The following is a 16549-nucleotide window of genomic DNA, read 5'->3' as shown; positions in this document are numbered from 1 at the left end:
CCAAGCAGTTAAGAACAACACTTAACCTAAAAAAGACGGAGAAACACCATGAAACCTTCGATGGCAATCAAGCCTCTGGTTTTCGCAATTGCTGCGATCATGGCTGTTGCGGCACAAGCTGGCCAAAATGATCGTCGTGGCAACGACCACCACCATGGCAACCAGAACCCTCCAGAAAGGATGGTTCCGATCAATGCCACTGCCACGGCAACCGACCGGCAAACCAGCACCAACAACTACATCCGTAACGAAGGCACCATCAACAACGCTGAGATGAGCAGCTCGGCGTCCGGTGCCAGTGGCAACGTCGGTGTCAACGTGGCGGCCGGTTCCGGCAACCAACAAGACAACGCCGCCGCCATCGCCAACGCCGCGTCCGATGCATCGGCCATCGACAACAGCTTCGTGTTCGGCACTGCTTCTGCCACTGCCCGGGTCAACCAGCAGAGCACCAGCAACATGGTGCAGAACTACGGCACCACCGCCTCGGCCACCATGAGCGGGTCGGGTAACGCCGGCAGCGGCAACATGGGCATCAACATCGCCGGTGGCGACCTCAACCAGCAGAAAAACACCATGGCGATCGCCAACGCCAACGCTGGCCTGGGTAACTCCACCGCCACCGCCTCGGCCAACCAGAATGGCCCAGGCCTGACCGTGGTCAACAGTGCCGACCGCACCTACCGTGTCGATACCCTGACGCTCACCACCACCCAAAGCGGCTCGGCCTCGCGCAGTGGCCAGTTCGATTCGAGCGACAACAGAAGCGCTTCGTCGAGCTGGAGTGCAGCCGGTGCACAAGCCTCCGCCAACAGCGGCTCCAGCAGCTGGAACTCGAATGGCACCAGCAGCTCGAACGCCAGCGGCAACAGCACCTCCAACGTCAATGGCAGCAACAGCTGGAACGCCAACGGCTCTGCCAGCGGCAACGCCAGCTCGTCCAGCAACACCACCCTCAGCGCCTCGCTGGATGCCTCGGCAGAAGCTGCTCGCAGCCAAACCTTCGGCAACCGTACACGTAGCGAAAGCGCTAGCGGCTCGCTGAACGCCTCGCTGGATGCCTCGATCGACAAGTCGCATCAAAGCGCCTACGACTCGTCGTTCGAAAAAGCCTTCGATTCGTCCTTCGACAAAACCCGCAGCTCGTCGTATGACAAGTCTCACGACTCGTCCTACTCTAAGTCTCACGACTCTGCCTACGAGAACGCTTCGGCTTCTGCGTACCAGAAATCGGGTGAAAAAGCCTCGCAATCTTCGCACGACGTGTCGAAGGGCTACAGCGAGAGCAGCGCTTACGACCTGAGCAACTCCGTGTCGTTCCAAGTGCTGACCCCGACCGGCTGGGCCAACCCTGTCACCAACACCGCCACCCTCAGTGGCTCGGTCAATGGCGGCAGCGGCAACCTGGGCGTGAACGTGGCTGCCGGTGTGGGCAACCAGCAAAGCAACTCGCTGGCCATCTCCAACACCTCGTTCTGACCGCTGGACTGAAGGCCCCCCTCGGGGGGCCTTTTCTTCCGCATAACAAGAAGGCACCCGATCATGCGTATGACTGCCTTGGCGTTGTTGCTGTGCCTCGCCAGCGTGAGCGAAGCTGCCCAGATGCCGCTTTCGGTGATCCCCGGAGGTGGCGTGGTGTTCAAACCGCTGCAGAGTGTGCGCGAACGCAAGTTCGTCGACCTGGTGCAGCAAAAGACCGATTTCAGTTGCGGCGCCGCCGCGCTGGCAACCATCCTGCGCCAAGCCTACTGGCTGGACGTGGATGAAACCCACATCATCGAAGGCATGCTTGAGAACGCCGACCAGAACCTGGTGCGAACCCAAGGCTTCTCCATGCTCGACATGAAGCGCTACGTCGAAAGCCTGGGCATGCGCGCCCGCGGCTACCGGGTCGCCCCGGAAACCCTGGAAACCGTGCGCATCCCCGTCGTGGTGCTGATGGACATCCGTGGCTACAAGCATTTCGTGGTCTTGCAGCGGGTCGATAAAGGCTGGGTCTACATCGGCGACCCGGTGCTTGGGCACAAACGCTACAAGGTGGACGATTTCGTCAAAGGCTGGAACGGCATCATCTTCGCCGTCATCGGCCAAGGCTACGACAAGAGCAACGTGTTGCTGACCCCACCTTTGCCGCTCACCGCCAAGAACCGCATCAACGATTTCCAGCCGGTTAAAGACGCGGAGCTGATGGACTTCGGGTTCATCCGCAGCGACTTCTTCTAACGCCCTTGCTAGGGTCTGGGAGCATCCTATGAAGACTCCAATCTGGCTAGTGGCCGCGTGCATGGCAGCCAGCCTGCCGATTCACGCGGAAACGTTCAAACCCATCGAATTGAAGGACCAGGAGCTGGCCAACCTGCGCGGGCGTTTCGTCATGCCTGGCAGAATCGTCAGTTTCGGCATCGTCATGACCAGTACCTGGGAAAACGCCAAGGGCGAACTGATCGGCGCAACGTCGCAGATGCAAATTGCGCAATCGACGATAAAACCCCAGTTCTATGTGTCGATGATCGATGAAAAGGCGCCCAGTTCGTCCAGCTCGCAACCTATCGCCAACGGCACCGGCACGGTCACCGGCGGCAACGGCCTCACCACCACCCAAGGCGTGACCCAGGTTGTACGCGCCGCAGGCGACAACAACATTGCCAACAACAATGTCGACATCAATGTCAGCAAAGCCAGCCAGGCCGACCCCACCCCGCAACCCCAGGGCCAGGTGCTGAGCGCAGGCCAGACCCTGACCGGCGCCAACGACGCAGGCTCGCTCAGCGTGTCCTCCACAGGTTCCGGTGTGCAGATGAACATCGTCGCCAACAACAACCAGGGCAGCACCCTGCAGCAACTGGCCCAGGGCGGCTTGCTGCAGAACACCACCCTGCTTGGTGGCAGCAACGTGGTCAGAAACCTGACAGCGCTGAATGTGGTGCTGCGTGACACGGCCCCAAGTACCGGAAACGTGGGCCCCAATCTCGATCAACTCAAAGGCCTACGCAATCTCGGATACTGATCTACGCTCAGTCTCATCCAACATGTAGTCAGAAGGGACGGCTATTCCATGCATCGATCGTTGACGTTCAGAGCTGTAGTTTGCTTGAGCACCCTGGCCCCAGCGTCATTGCTATATGCAGCAGCAGATCCACAGGTTGAAGCGCTGAAACAGGAGCTGGCACAACTCAAGCAACGCTACGAGGCTCAACAGAATGCACTGATGGTGCTCGAGCAGCGCGTACGCCAGGTCGAAGAGACCCCGGCCGCAGCACCGCCCAAGCGCCTCGTGCGCTCCCCCTCCGAGCCCTCCAAAGGCACCCAGACGGTGGCCGCGGGGGGCAGTTCCTATGGCCAGTCGCTCAAGGACGACTCGGAACCGGCGCAGAGCGTATCCAACCTGTATGACGAAGCCAGCGGCTTCTTCGGGGGCGGCAAGTTCAGCGTCGAAACGGGGCTGACCTATACCCACTACGACACCCGCGCCCTGGTGCTCAATGGCTTCCTGGCGCTGGACTCGATCTTCCTTGGCAACATCAACATCGACCGTATCAAGGCCGACAACTGGACGCTGGACCTCACCGCCCGGTACAACCTGGCTAACCGTTGGCAGTTCGACGTCAACGTTCCGGTCATCTACCGCGAATCGACCTACTCCTCCGGCGGCGCCGGCGGGGCTGGCCCAAACGCCTCCGATGCCACGGTTACCCGCGACCCGCAAATCGGCGATGTCAACGTCGGCGTGGCCTACAAGTTCATCGACGAGTCGGAGCACTGGCCCGATGCGGTGGCCACCCTGCGCATCAAGGCGCCCACCGGCAAGGACCCCTACGGCATCAAGCTGCGCGAAGTGGCCGGCAACAACAACCTGTCGGTGCCTGAGAGCCTGCCGACCGGTAACGGCGTGTGGTCGATCACGCCGGGCATCTCGCTGGTCAAGACCTTCGACCCTGCCGTGCTGTTCGGCAGCCTGTCCTACACCTACAACATGAAGGACTCGTTCAGCGACATCAGCCCGCAGGCCGACTCCAAGGTGCCGGGCGACGTGAAACTCGGGGATTCCTGGCAAATTGGCGGCGGTATCGCCTTCGCCCTCAACGAGAAGATGAGCATGTCGTTCTCGGTTACCGACCAGTTCGCCCGCAAGAGCAAGATCAAGCAGGATGGCGGCGATTGGCAGTCGATCACCAACAGCGACTACAACGCGGCCAACTTCAACGTCGGCCTGACCTTTGCCGCCTCGGAAAACCTCACCATCGTGCCAAACCTGGCCATCGGCCTGACCGAAGACTCCCCGGACTTCTCGTTCAGCCTGAAATTCCCGTACTACTTCTGAAGCCAGGGGCTGCCACGCAGCCCCGCCATTTGGTAACCAGCCTTGTAATCCGCCACTTTCCTGACGCTTGCCTGATATCATCGCCCATCGTTTCGTGACGATTTGATGTCAATAAGGAAAGTGTCCGTGAAAAACCTGCTCCGCCCTCCTCTCACCCGGCTTCTGGCCCTGGCGGCCCTGGTTCTGGTGATTCCGTTGGGCGCGCGCGCCATGTTGGGTTGGTCGAACCCACTGGGCTACCTGTCGGACCTTGCAGTGGGCAGCCTGTTGGTGCTGCTGGTGCATCGCCGCCCCTGGTGGCTGGCGCTGCCGCTGCTGCTTGCCTGGGCCGCCCTGTGGGTGGCCTCCGCCGAGTTGGTGAGTGCCGTCGGCAGGCTGCCAGTCAGCGCCGACCTGGGTTACCTGTTCGACCCACAGTTCATGGAAAACTCCACCGGCGGCGGCCTGGCCCATGCCTGGCTGCCAGCGCTGCTCGGCGGCGGCCTGCTGGCCTGGCTGCTGGGCGCCTGGTCCGGCCGTGGCCAGCCCCAGGCACGGCTACCACGCAAGGCTTGGGCGCTTCCTGCCGTGCTGTTCGGCATGCACTGGGGGCTGCAGCACCTGGCCCCGAGCGACGCCGAGCAATGGCGCCAGTACAACCTGACCCACCAAGCGTTGTCCGCCGGCGTCGGCGACCTGCAACGCCAGGCCCAGGGTTGGCTGGGCGAGGCACCTGCCATCACCCCGCTGCCTGCCAACGGCCTTACCCAGCACGACCTGGCAGGCCAGCGCCTGCTGGCAGCCCCAGGCCAGGCCCGCAACCTGCTGGTGATTACCCTCGAAGGCATTCCCGGGGCTTACCTGAGCCCTAACCGCGAAGCCTTGCACAGCCGCTTCGACCAGGCCTTGATGCCGAAACTCAGCCGCTGGGCGCAGCGGGGCATGAACACCCCCGACTACGTGCTGCACACCCACCAGACCATTCGCGGGCTGTATGCGATGCTCTGCGGTGACTACGACAAGCTGGCCAACGGCACCCCCAAGGGCATGGAGCTGCTGACCCAGCAGCAGCGCAACCAGGCATGCCTGCCGGCACAACTGCGCCAGGCGGGCTTCACCACGCATTACCTGCAAGGTGCCGGGCTGCGCTTCATGGCCAAGGACCGCATCATGCCGCACATCGGCTTCGAGTCGGTGCACGGGCTGGAGTGGTTCAAGCACGACAACTACCTGGAGTTCCCGTGGGGCAAGGATGACCGGGCCTTCTTCGAAGGCGCGCAGGACTACGTGGGGCAACTGCGCCAGCAGAAAAAGCCCTGGATGCTCACCCTGCTGACCGTGGGCACCCACCAGCCTTACTCGGCACCTGCCGATTACCTGGCCCGGTACGACACGGCCAAACAGGCGGCGGTGGCCTACCTGGACGATGCGATCGGCGCGTTTCTCGACAACCTGGAGCGCCAGGGCGTGTTGAAGGACACCCTGGTGGTCATCACCTCGGATGAGTCCCATGGCATCGATGGCGTACGCCTGGCCTCTTCATGGGGCTTCAACCTGACCCTGGCGCCGGAACAGGCGCAATTGCCGCACATCAAGCAGGGCACCTATGGGCATGTCGACCTGGCCACGTCGCTGCTTGACTACTTCAACCTGCCGATTCCCGTTGCGCTGGCGGGCCGTTCGCTGTTTCGCGACTACGACAGCGGCCGGGAAATGATTTCCTACACCAACGGCATGCTGCGCTACCACGATGGCCAGGGCGTGTTCACCGAGTGCGATTTCCAGCAGCGCTGCCGCCGCTATGCCAGCCAGGGCTTCATCGCCGACCAGGCGCGCTACCTGGGGCCGGGTGACAACAGCTTCGGCCCGCAATTGGGTGCATTGGCTGGGGTATTGGACCAATCCCTGCTGCAAACGCCACTGAACCTGCGCTACCAGTTTGGCGGGCCTTCGGCCATCGCCCTGCAGGCGCGCATTCATGACGATTGGGCGGACAACCTGATTGGCGCGCAATACCTGGAAATGCCCGAGGGCTCACGCACGCGCGTGCGGGTCAAGGTGCGGGCACTCGACCCGCAGCACGCTGCTTACATCCAGCTGAAGGCCAAGGAGCTGGAGCAGGATGTACCGCTGGGTTTGCCCGAGGAAATTCGGGTAACCACCGATGAGCCACTGGAAATGGAGTTCGGTTTCGACAACCCCAGCGTGCGCAAGGCGTTTTCGTTTCACCTGCTTGGCTACGGGGGTGGTGAGGTGGAAGTCAGTGATTTCAGCGTGATCACCGCGTTGCCCGGCGAGGAAGAGCCGCAGGAAGACTTCACCGACGGCCAGGCCGCGCAATCCAGTTAAACCCACGCCTCAATTCCCTGTAGGAGACCACCCAGCCCTGCGGGCTGCGCTGTCGCGCAGGGAACAGTGCCAGCAGCCGCGCCGCAATGCCCTGTAGGAGCGGGCTTGCCCCGCGAACACCGGCGCAGCCGGTGCCATGCACCGCGTCGCTTGCTTCGCGGGTCAAGCCCGCTCCTACACGCTGTTAGCCCAACCCTGTGTGAGCAACGGTCTTGCTCAAATATTTGTCCGGTTAGTAACCGGCCATCTTCAGATGGCACAATCTGAATTAGCGAATCTCTCTCGCATATTTTACATCTCGAAACACTAATGCACGCGCAACAATTCCGATTCAATCACGTAGCGATGCAAACCCAGGCTGAATTTAAGAGAGCACTCCTACACTGCAGGGTACATTTTCGTACGCCACAAACAACAATCACCTACGAGAAGCTACATTACAACCCAATACTTTTCGGATTTTCCGCCATTTCCTACGGACAACTCCTACAACCCTCTCCAAGTGCACACAGGGCAACTAACCTGCGGCCTTTTCTACTTGGCTTGGCCCCTCATTGACTCATTGCATGTACTCATCTATTTCTAAAAGCACCCCGGCACCCGGGGTGACAACCAAGGCATGCGAGTTTCACTGCTGCGATTGGATGGCACCTGCTAAGAGATGACCCAATGAAAATGTTAAGAACTTACAACTATGAAATCCTCAACTTTGAGCGCACTCCAACTACCCTTGCTTCCGCCGGCTCCACGATACAGGCCGACGCCAGAACAACAAGAGCACCAACTCAGCTTGACGACCTGAACGTTCAATATCACTCAAAAAAATTAAGACTACGCTACCGAGGAGTTACGGGCGACTGGTAGGAGCGAGCATAGCTCGCGATGCGCCAGCACAGGCAAACTAATTCAATGCCTGCTGCACATCCCCAACCGTCGCCGCCAGGCTGTTCAGGTGCAGGCTCAGCACCCGCTCCACCGGTGCCTGGTCCACCGGCCAGTGCAAGGCGATGCTCCCGGCCAGTTGCCCTTGCACCCGCACCGGCAAGGCAATCGCCCGGATCAGGAACGGCAAACGGACCGGGTACTCCCAATACCCCTCGGTGCGTTGCCCAAAGCCTTTCTGCGCATCACCCTCAAGGCCGCGCAACCACTCATCCCCCGGCGCCCGTTCCTGGGCCGCCAGGCGTTGCACCTCCTCCTGCGCCAATTCCTTCAGGCACGCCCGCCCCATCGCCGAATGGAACAGGCTGGCATGCTGCCCAACGATCTGGCAGTTGTTCGGGTAACGCTTGCGCAGCACCTGGGGAATGGCGCTTTCCATCACCTCCAGCCGCTCGCCGTCGAAACACGAAAGGTCGGCCACCAGCCCTGTGCGCTCGCACAACTCCAGCAACAGCGGTGCCGCCCGTTCCACCAGCTGGCGTTTGAAGCGCAACTGGCGGTCACCGAACAGGCACCGTGCACTGAGCCGGTAACGCCGGTCGCTCAGGCCCCGGTACACCCAGCCCTGCTCCTGCAACGTGGCGAGCATGCGTGACGCTGTAGCCTTGGGCAGCGCTGTGAGGTAATGCACTTCCTCCAACCCCAGCGCCTGGTGTTCGCCAAGCAGCTCGACGATGGCCAACGCCCGTTCCACCGAACGAACGCCGCCGCTGTCTGCCGTGATGCCCATGGGTTAGACCTCCTTGTCCGTGCGTGGATGGTCAACAAGCACAGCAAGATACGGGCCGCTCAGCGCACCTGCAGGCTGGGCGGCGGGCAGCGCTGCACCCACCGGGTCAGCTGCTCATGGGCATAGGCAAGCTGCAACACGGCATGGTCGGCCTGGGCCGGGCCTATGATCTGCAGGCCCATCGGCAGCCCCTGGGGGTTGAAACCGACCGGCACGCTCATGCTCGGCAAACCGGCCAGGGTCGGCCCGATGACCACCTCCATCCAGCGGTGATAAGTGTCCATCGTCCGCCCAGCCACCACCTTCGGCCATGGCTCGGCTGCGTCGAAAGGGAACACCTGGGCCGAGGGCAACAGCAGAAAATCGTAACGTTCGAACAATTTGCCCAGTGCCTGGTACCACGCACTGCGGTCTAGCGAGGCCTGGTAAACGGCTGCCGCGCTCAGCGCGAGCCCGCCTTGCACTTCCCATTGCGCCTCGGGCTTGAGCAATGCCCGCCGGGAGGGGTCGGCATAGGCTGCAGCCAGGTTGCCGTGCACCAGGAAGTGGCGATGGGTAAGCCAGCACTGCCACAACCGCCCCAGGTCGAAGCCCGGCTGGCAGGCCTCGACCTCGCAGCCCAGCTCGGCGAAATCGGCCAGGGCCGTTTCGCACAACCCCAGCACCCCATCCTCCATCGGCAAGTAACCGGCATAGTCGCCCAGCCAGCCCACGCGCACGCCCTTGAAGTCCCGCGCCAGCCCCGCCGCGAAATCCCGTGGGCCTTGGTTGATCGACAACGGCACGCGCGGATCGAAGCCGGCCTGCACCGTCAGCAACCGCGCCACATCGGTGACGCTGCGGCCCATTGGCCCCTCGGTGGCCAGTTGCTGGACGAACAGCTCCGGCGTCGGCCCATAGGGCACCCGCCCCTGGGACGGGCGCAGGCCATACACGTTGTTGAACGCCGCCGGGTTACGCAGCGAGCCCATCATGTCGCTGCCATCGGCCACCGGCAGCAAGCGCATGGCCAGCGCCGCGGCGGCGCCGCCACTGCTGCCGCCAGCCACCCGGCGCGGGTCGTAGGCATTGGTAGTGGTGCCGAACAGTGGGTTGTAGCTCTGCGAGCCGAGGCCGAATTCCGGCACGTTGCTCTTGCCGACGATCAGCGCCCCGCTGGCCCGCACCCGCGCCACGCTGATGGCATCATGCGCCGGCACCTGCTCGGCGAACAACGGCGAGCCCAGGGTGGTGCGCAGCCCGGCGGTGGCCGCCAGGTCCTTGATCGCCTGGGGCATGCCATGCATCCAGCCGCGCGACTGGCCGCGTGCCAGCTCCTTGTCACGCACATCCGCCTCGGCCAGCAAGGCCTCGCCGTCGCGCAGCGACACCAGGGCATTGACCTGCGGGTTGCAGCGCTCGATATGCCCCAGGTAGGCCAGCATCACCTCGCGACAGCTCAACTGGCGGGCATGGATGGCCTGGGACAACGCCTCGGCATCCAAGGCAACGATCGGGTCGATGGCTAACGGGTTCACGGTTTTACTCCAAGGTTATAAGCGGCGGCCTTGTCGGCGCGCGGGGCCTCTTTCAAGCAATAAGTGCCCAGCAAGGTCAGCAGGCAGGCGAACAGCACGTAGAACGACGGCGCCACCGGGGTGCCGAGGGCCTGGCTCAGCCAGGTGACGATCAGCGGGGCGAAGCCGCCGAACACCATCACCGCCACGTTGTACGCCACCGACACACCGGTGGAGCGTACCTCCACCGGAAACTGCTCGGCCAGGGCCGTTGGCGCCGGGCCGAAGAAGCCGCCGATGGCCGTGCACAGCAGCAGTTGCATCACCAGCAGGCGTTCGATCGACGGCGCGGCCGCCACCCACACGTACAACGGGTAGACCATGACAAAGAACGCCAGGGTGAAGGCCATCAGCACCGGGCGCCGGCCCAGGCGGTCCGACAGCGCGCCAGCCAGCGGTATCACCACGGTCATCAGGCCCACCGCGAGCATCTGCACCAGCAGTACCTGATCCAGCGGCAGGCCAAGGTTCTTGTGGGCGAAGGTGGGCATGTTCACCAGCACCACGTAGAACGACACCGTCGCGCCACAGGCCAGGCCCATCGACACCAACAGGCTGCGGCGGTGCTCACGCAGCACCTGCACAAGGCTCGGCGCCTGGCCCTTGGCCTGCTTGCGCGCTTGCAGGAACTCCTCGGGCTCCTCCATGTGCTTGCGAATCCACAACCCCACCGGGCCAATCAGCAAGCCCAGCACGAACGGAATCCTCCAGCCCCAGCTGTCCAGGGCCTCGGGCGTGCACAGGTGGGTCACCAGGGCCACCATGGCCGCGCCCGAGAACACCGCCAGGCACTGCCCCACCAACTGCCAGGAGCCATACAGGCCCTTGCGGTTGGCCGGCGCGCTTTCCACCAGGAACGCGGTGGCGCTAGCGTATTCGCCCCCGGTGGCAAAGCCCTGCAGCATGCGTGCAACCACGATCAGCAGCGGCGCGCCCATGCCGATGGCCAGGTAGTTGGGGGCAAAGGCGATCAGTGCGATGGACAAGGTCATCAGGCGGATGATCATCTGCATCGCCGCTTTGCGCCCTTTGCGGTCGGAATAGATACCCAGCAGCACGCCACCGACCGGGCGCATGAAAAAGCCCACGCCAAAGGTGGCCAGGGCCATCAGCAGCGAAGCGTACTCGTCGCCCGAGGGGAAGAACTGGCGGGCGATGATGCTCGCCAGGAAGCCGTACACGATAAAGTCATACCATTCCAGCGCATTGCCAATAACCGCCGCGACCACTTGCCGGGTACGCGACGCGCCTGTTGGGGAAGTCTGCATGGGGAACACTCCATCATCTGTTGACCAGCAACGTTCAGGTGATCGCCCGGGCACGGCTGCGCCCGGGGTCCAACGGCAGGAATCAAAGGGAAGTGTCAGGCCGGTGCGAGCCAGCGCTCGGTCAGCGCGCCCCAGTAGGCGGCCCCGGTCAGCAGGATGTCGTCGTTGAAGTCATAGGCGGGGTTGTGCACCATCGGCCGCTGCACACCGTTGCCGATGAACAGGTAGGCGCCGGGGCAACGTTGCAGCATCCAGGCAAAATCCTCGCTGCCCATCAGCTTGCGGGTGTTGCCATCGACCTTGCCTTCGCCCAGCAGCTCGACGCCAACCTGGTGGGCAAAGGCGTTTTCCGCGGCATGGTTGACCAGCACCGGGTAGGCTGGGCGGTGCTCGATGGTGGCGGTGCAGCCGAAGCTCTGGGCTTGGCTTACGATGATTGCGCGCACCCGCTCCAGGGTTTGCGCCCGCACCTGGGCGTCCAGCGCGCGCAGGCTCAGGCGCAGCAATGCCTGCTGGGGAATCACGTTGGCCGCCTCGCCCGCCTGCAGCGCGCCCACGGTCACCACTGCCGCCTCCTGGGCATCGATATTGCGCGCTACCACTGTTTGCAGGGCCATTACCACACTGGCCGCTGCCACCAGCGGGTCGACCGTCAGGTGCGGCATCGAGCCATGGCCACCAACGCCGTCCAGGGTCACGCTGAGCAAGTCCTGGGAAGCCATCATCGGCCCCTCGCGAAAGCCCAGCTGCCCGGCCGGCAAGCCCGGCATGTTGTGCATGCCGAACAGCGCATCGCAGGGGAAGCGCTCCAGCAGGCCGTCGGCCAGCATCGCCTCGGCGCCGCCCTGGCCTTCCTCGGCGGGCTGGAAGATCAGCGTCAGGGTGCCGTCGAATTGCCGGGTTGCCGCCAGGTAGCGCGCAGCCCCCAGCAGCATGGTGGTGTGGCCGTCGTGGCCGCAGGCGTGCATGCAGCCCTGGTGGCGGCTGCTGTAGGCCGCGCCGGTGGCCTCGATGATCGGCAACGCGTCCATGTCGGCGCGCAGGCCCAGCCGGCGCGTGCTGCTGCCGTTGCGCAGCACGCCGACCACGCCGGTTTTGCCGATGCCGGTGTGCACCTCGTAGCCCCACTGCTTGAGCAGCGTGGCCACCAGCGCCGAAGTGCGGCTTTCCTCGAAGCCGAGTTCGGGGTGGGCGTGAATGTCGTGGCGGATGGCGTGCAGGTCGCTGGCCACGTCGTTCAGCCAGGCCAGGATGTGCTGGTGTTTCAGCATGGGGAATCTCCTCGCGCGGGTGGGTCCCGTTCTTGTTGTTCGCTTGAGATCACGACGGGGAAGGCAGGTCGTGCTTGGCGACAGCTAAACGCGAGTGGCGTGGCAGCACAATCGAATGTTGTTCCACTGGGTGGAACCTGTAGGAGCGGGCTTGACCCGCGAAGCAAGCACCGCGGTGGATGGCACCGGCTGCGCCGGTGTTCGCGGGGCAAGCCCGCTCCTACAGAGGGTGGCGGCGCTCAGCGGATCTTGTAGGTGAAGGTGTTCTTCACATTGGCCACCGCCACCGCCTGCCCGTTCACCACCCTGGGCTGGTAGCGGAAGCGCTTGGCGGCCGCCAGCGATGGCTGGACGAACAGCGGGTGGCACTGGCCGACCACCTGCGGGTCACTCACCTGGCCTTGCGGGGTAACCGTGTAGGTGACCGTGCACTCCCCCTCGATGTTTCGGTCCAAGGCCCGCTGCGGATAATCCGGCGCTTGCTTGGCGATCGGCAGGTATTGGCGGCTGGCAGCTTCAGCGGCTGCACGGGCTTGGGCTTGCGCCGCCGCCTCGCGGGCCTGGGCCTCATGTGCCTGCTGCTGACGCGCCTGCTCCTGCTGGGCCAATTGCTGCTCACGCCTTTGCGCCTCCTCACGCTGTTGCCGGGCCTGTTCCTGGCGTTGCTGTTCGCGCTGTTGCTGCTGCACGCGCTTGAGCGCCATAGCCGCTTCGTCAACCACCGGGGGCTGTGCCTTGGGCCTTGGCGGTTGTGGCTGCTCGACCACCGGTGCAGCCACGGGCGGCGCGACCACTGCAGGTTCAGGCACCGCCACAGGCGCTGGCAGCGCTACCAACTGGGTCTGGATCACCGGTGCCGGCGCAGGAGGCAACAGCGGCGTGGGCGACAAGTTGATCAACAGGTAGGCGAGCCCGGCATGCAGTGCCAGGGCCACACCGAATGCCGCACCATGCTCACGCCAGGCGCGGTTGCCGAAGGTCAGGCTGCTCATGTTCAAGGGGCCTCGGTGATCAGGCCCAGGCGGCTGACGCCACCGCGCTGCAGCTCGGCGATGCCGGCTACCACCGCCGCGTAATCGGTATTACGGTCGGCACGCAGGTACACCTGGGTTTGTGGGTCCTGGGCGACCAGGGCGGCGATCTTCTCGCGCATCTGCGCGGTGTCCACGGCGCTGTCGGTCTGCCGGGTGGCATCGACCTCATGGCCCAGGTTCCAGTAGTAACTGCCATCGGCCTTGACCGACAGGGTGACGATGCGCTGCTGGCCGGGCGCTGGCAGCGCCTCTGCCGCCACCTTGGGCAGTTCGATCTGCACGCCCTGCACCAGCATCGGCGCAGTGACCATGAAGATCACCAGCAGCACCAGCATCACATCGATGTAGGGCACCACGTTCATTTCGGCCTTCAGGCCATGCTTGCGCACAGGTTTGGCGAGCATCGCGCGTTCCTCCTCAGGCCGCTGCCGCCAGGCTGCCCGCCTGGCCTTGCAGGCGCCGCTGCAAGCGGCCCTGCAGTTCGTTGCCAAAGGCGTAATAGCGGCCAATCAGGGTTTGGCTGCTGGCCGAGAAGCGGTTGTAGGCCATCACCGCCGGAATCGCCGCGAACAGGCCGATGGCGGTCGCGATCAGCGCCTCGGCGATGCCGGGGGCCACGGTGGAAAGGGTCGCCTGCTGCACCTGGGACAGGCCAAGGAACGCATTCATGATGCCCCACACCGTGCCAAACAAGCCGATGTAGGGGCTGACCGAGCCGACCGTGGCGAGGAATGGCAGGCCTTGCTCCAGGCGCTCCTCCTGCTCGGCAATGGCCACCAGCAGGCCACGCTCGACGCCTTCGAGCACGCTGTCAGGCTGCTGGCCTGGCTGCAACTGCTGGAAGGCCTGGTAGCCGGCGACGAAGATCCGTTGCAGGCCGGCATCGGTGTGCGGCTGTTGCGCCTTGAGGCCCTGGTACAGCTGGCCGACCTCGTTTTCGCGGAACTGCTTGAGAAACGCCTTGCTGTGCGCTTGGCTGCGGCGCAGGCGGGTGCCGCGCTGGATGATCAGGTACCAGCTGAGCAGCGAGGCCAGGACCAGGCACAGCATCACGGCCTGGACCACCAGGCTGGCGTCGCTGACCAGGCTCCAGAGCGTGGTGTGTTCGAGCGGAGTCGGGGTTTGCATTGCAGCTATCCTTTCAGTTCGGTTCACAGTCAAAGGCAATCAGGTTGCGCCGGCATGACAGGCCGGGCGATCAATTCAGCCCCAGGGCCTGGGCCACAGCCGCCCAGGGCACGTATTTGTAGTTCTGCTTGCCTTCGGGCATGCGCTTGCGCCCGTCCTGTACCACCAGCAAGCCTTCGGCCCAAGGCCCGCCGAGGTTGGCCGAGGTCACTTCCAGGCCATCGGTTTCCGAGGCGCCGTCGATGCCCAAGGCGCCATTGAGGCCGACCTGGAAGCTGCCTCGCAGGCGATACGGAGGGGCGGCATCGACCACCACGTAGCGGTCGTTACCCTGGCTGGAAACCACCAGGTAGTCGCCGCCCTTGCCGTGGTACAGCGCCAGGCCTTCGATGTCGTCCTGCACCGGGCCACCGACACCGAGCACTTTGTCCAGTTGGGTCGAGCCCTCGGCGCGGGCGTCCAAGGCCCACACCGCGACATCTTCCTCGGCGATGAACAGGCGCTGGCTACGGTCATCGGCCACGCAGCCTTCGGACTGGGTCGCGGTGCTGAAGCTGCGCACCAGCGTGCCGGTCACCTGGCCATTGCTGGCATCGAGCCGGTACTGAACGAAACGCCCGTCCTTGTCGTTGGCGATGGCGTGGATGGCCTGTTCGCTGTCCTTGAACAGGCACAGGCCGTAGATTTCCTTGAGCTCGGTCGGCACCTGGCCGATGTCGCTGAGCTCGCCACTGGCCGGATCAATGGCGAACAGGTGCAGGCTGTTACGGTCGCGGTTACTGGCCACGGCCAGGTCAACCAGGTGCGCGCCGTACTGGAAACCGCCGCGGACGTCGACATTGTTCAGCCGCCCGACCCTGAGGTCCTGCAGCTGCTTGCCCTGCAGGTCGTAGGCCAGCAGCCCGCCCTTCTTGTCGGTGCCAAACACACGGCTCAACGCCGGTTGGCGGGGGTGAACCCAGATGGCTGGGTCATCTGCCGCATCGCCCAGGCTTGGAACACCGTCGGTTTGCACCAACGCCTTGACCTGCGCCACCGGCGGCTGGCTGTGCGGCGCTTGCGGCGCCCAGCCCAGCACCCCGCGGTGGGTGCCTTGGTCGTCGGCCAGCAGCAGCTCCAAGCCCTTGCCGGCGACACGCGCGCTGACCTGCTCTGGCTCCTTTAGCCCTTGCAGGCTGAGGGTGCCAGCGCGCAGCCATTGCCCGGCGCTGCGCTGGTAGAGGTGCAAGGCCCTGGCGGCGGGGTCCAGTGCCAGCAAGCCACCCGGTACCACGGCCATGCCTGCAACCGCCTTGGCCAGGCCACCGAACGGTGCCACCAGGTCTACCGGTTCGCGCAGCAAGGGGGCTTCTGCAGCCGCTGGGTAGCGCCACAGGCCAACGTTCTCTTCGTTGATGAACAGGCTGTGGCTGGCGTCATCCACCTGGCAGAAGGCACTTTGCGGCGGCAGGCTCAGGCTGCGCACCAGGCGTGCCTCGGCAAGCGGCTGGGCGTGTTCGGCAACCAACCACTGCTCGCCGATACCCTCCTCGCCCACCAGGAACAGAAAATCGTTGGCGGCGCTGTCGCGGTACAGGCACAGGCCTTCGATGGCATAGCGCGTGGCGGGCAGGTAGTGCGGCGCGCCCCAGCCGCTTGATGCATCGAAACGCGCCAGCAAAGCCTGCTGGCGTTGCTTGTCGAGCGTGGCGACCAGCAGGCCATCACCCTCGGCACGGTGGTCGAGGGTTTCGAAGCGGCCGGGCAACTCGCCCAGCACGCGGCCCTGGCCATCGAGCACTTGCAACGCCTTGGCAGCCAGTTGCAGGCGCCCGCCCTGCTTCAGTGCAGGCGCCGGCGCAAGCCACTGGCTGGCCTGGGCGTCAATCGGGGTGCGTTCCAGGGTCAGGCTTGGCGCGGCACTGGCGGCGCCTTGGGCCAGGGCAACGGACAACCCCAGCATGGACAAGGTGAACATACGCATGAGCAGGC

At 64.2% G+C, this 16549-nt stretch carries 13 protein-coding genes; 5 read left to right on the top strand and 8 right to left on the bottom strand.

Features of this window, described 5'->3' with window-relative positions; translation table 11 throughout:
• Nucleotides 1–180: 180 nt before the first annotated feature.
• The 5 genes from F3J44_RS17615 to F3J44_RS17595 all read left to right on the top strand — a co-directional run bounded on the left by F3J44_RS17615 (nt 181) and on the right by F3J44_RS17595 (nt 6649).
• On the top strand, nt 181–1479 hold the full coding sequence (locus F3J44_RS17615; protein WP_205299966.1) for a hypothetical protein: 1299 nt from the start codon (nt 181–183) through the stop codon (nt 1477–1479).
• A 63-nt stretch (nt 1480–1542) separates the two neighbouring features.
• A complete protein-coding gene (locus F3J44_RS17610; RefSeq protein ID WP_167070688.1) occupies nt 1543–2223 on the top strand; it encodes a C39 family peptidase in 681 nt (226 codons plus the stop codon).
• Nucleotides 2224–2251: 28 nt separating this feature from the next.
• Nucleotides 2252–3007, top strand: a complete 756-nt coding sequence (locus F3J44_RS17605; RefSeq protein ID WP_167274463.1) for a hypothetical protein — start codon at nt 2252–2254, stop codon at nt 3005–3007.
• An 84-nt stretch (nt 3008–3091) separates the two neighbouring features.
• On the top strand, nt 3092–4321 hold the full coding sequence (locus F3J44_RS17600) for a hypothetical protein (RefSeq protein WP_205299965.1): 1230 nt from the start codon (nt 3092–3094) through the stop codon (nt 4319–4321).
• 126 nt (nt 4322–4447) lie between these two features.
• Nucleotides 4448–6649: an LTA synthase family protein gene (locus F3J44_RS17595; RefSeq protein WP_167274457.1), complete on the top strand. Its 2202-nt coding sequence runs from the start codon at nt 4448–4450 to the stop codon at nt 6647–6649.
• A 901-nt stretch (nt 6650–7550) separates the two neighbouring features.
• On the opposite strand, the gene F3J44_RS17590 is transcribed toward F3J44_RS17595, so the two are convergent.
• The 8 genes from F3J44_RS17590 to F3J44_RS17555 form a co-directional block, all read right to left on the bottom strand.
• On the bottom strand, nt 7551–8321 hold the full coding sequence (locus tag F3J44_RS17590) for an IclR family transcriptional regulator (protein WP_167274455.1): 771 nt from the start codon (nt 8319–8321) through the stop codon (nt 7551–7553).
• A gap of 59 nt (nt 8322–8380) precedes the next feature.
• Complete coding sequence (locus F3J44_RS17585) at nt 8381–9838, bottom strand: amidase (protein WP_167274452.1); 1458 nt, start codon at nt 9836–9838, stop codon at nt 8381–8383.
• Nucleotides 9835–11145, bottom strand: a complete 1311-nt coding sequence (locus tag F3J44_RS17580) for a citrate-proton symporter (RefSeq protein ID WP_167274449.1) — start codon at nt 11143–11145, stop codon at nt 9835–9837. The genes F3J44_RS17585 and F3J44_RS17580 overlap by 4 nt, the downstream gene beginning before the upstream one ends.
• A 95-nt stretch (nt 11146–11240) precedes the next feature.
• Entirely contained in the window at nt 11241–12413 is a 1173-nt protein-coding gene (locus F3J44_RS17575; RefSeq protein WP_370526764.1) for a M20 aminoacylase family protein, read from the bottom strand.
• A 242-nt stretch (nt 12414–12655) separates the two neighbouring features.
• On the bottom strand, nt 12656–13408 hold the full coding sequence (locus tag F3J44_RS17570) for an energy transducer TonB (protein WP_167070525.1): 753 nt from the start codon (nt 13406–13408) through the stop codon (nt 12656–12658).
• Nucleotides 13409–13410: 2 nt separating this feature from the next.
• On the bottom strand, nt 13411–13854 hold the full coding sequence (gene tolR / locus F3J44_RS17565; RefSeq protein WP_167070522.1) for a protein TolR: 444 nt from the start codon (nt 13852–13854) through the stop codon (nt 13411–13413).
• Between the two features lie 13 nt (nt 13855–13867).
• The gene (gene tolQ / locus F3J44_RS17560) at nt 13868–14578 is read right to left on the bottom strand and encodes a protein TolQ (protein ID WP_167070520.1); all 711 of its coding nucleotides are present in this window, start codon (nt 14576–14578) and stop codon (nt 13868–13870) included.
• 70 nt (nt 14579–14648) lie between these two features.
• A complete protein-coding gene (locus F3J44_RS17555; RefSeq protein ID WP_205299964.1) occupies nt 14649–16541 on the bottom strand; it encodes a phytase in 1893 nt (630 codons plus the stop codon).
• Nucleotides 16542–16549: the final 8 nt, after the last annotated feature.

It is taken from the genome of Pantoea sp. Tr-811, assembly GCF_011752535.1.
Lineage (GTDB): Bacteria > Pseudomonadota > Gammaproteobacteria > Pseudomonadales > Pseudomonadaceae > Aquipseudomonas.
The sequence above is the reverse complement of the archived record's forward strand: the minus strand, read 5'-3'. Positions and strand labels throughout refer to the sequence as shown.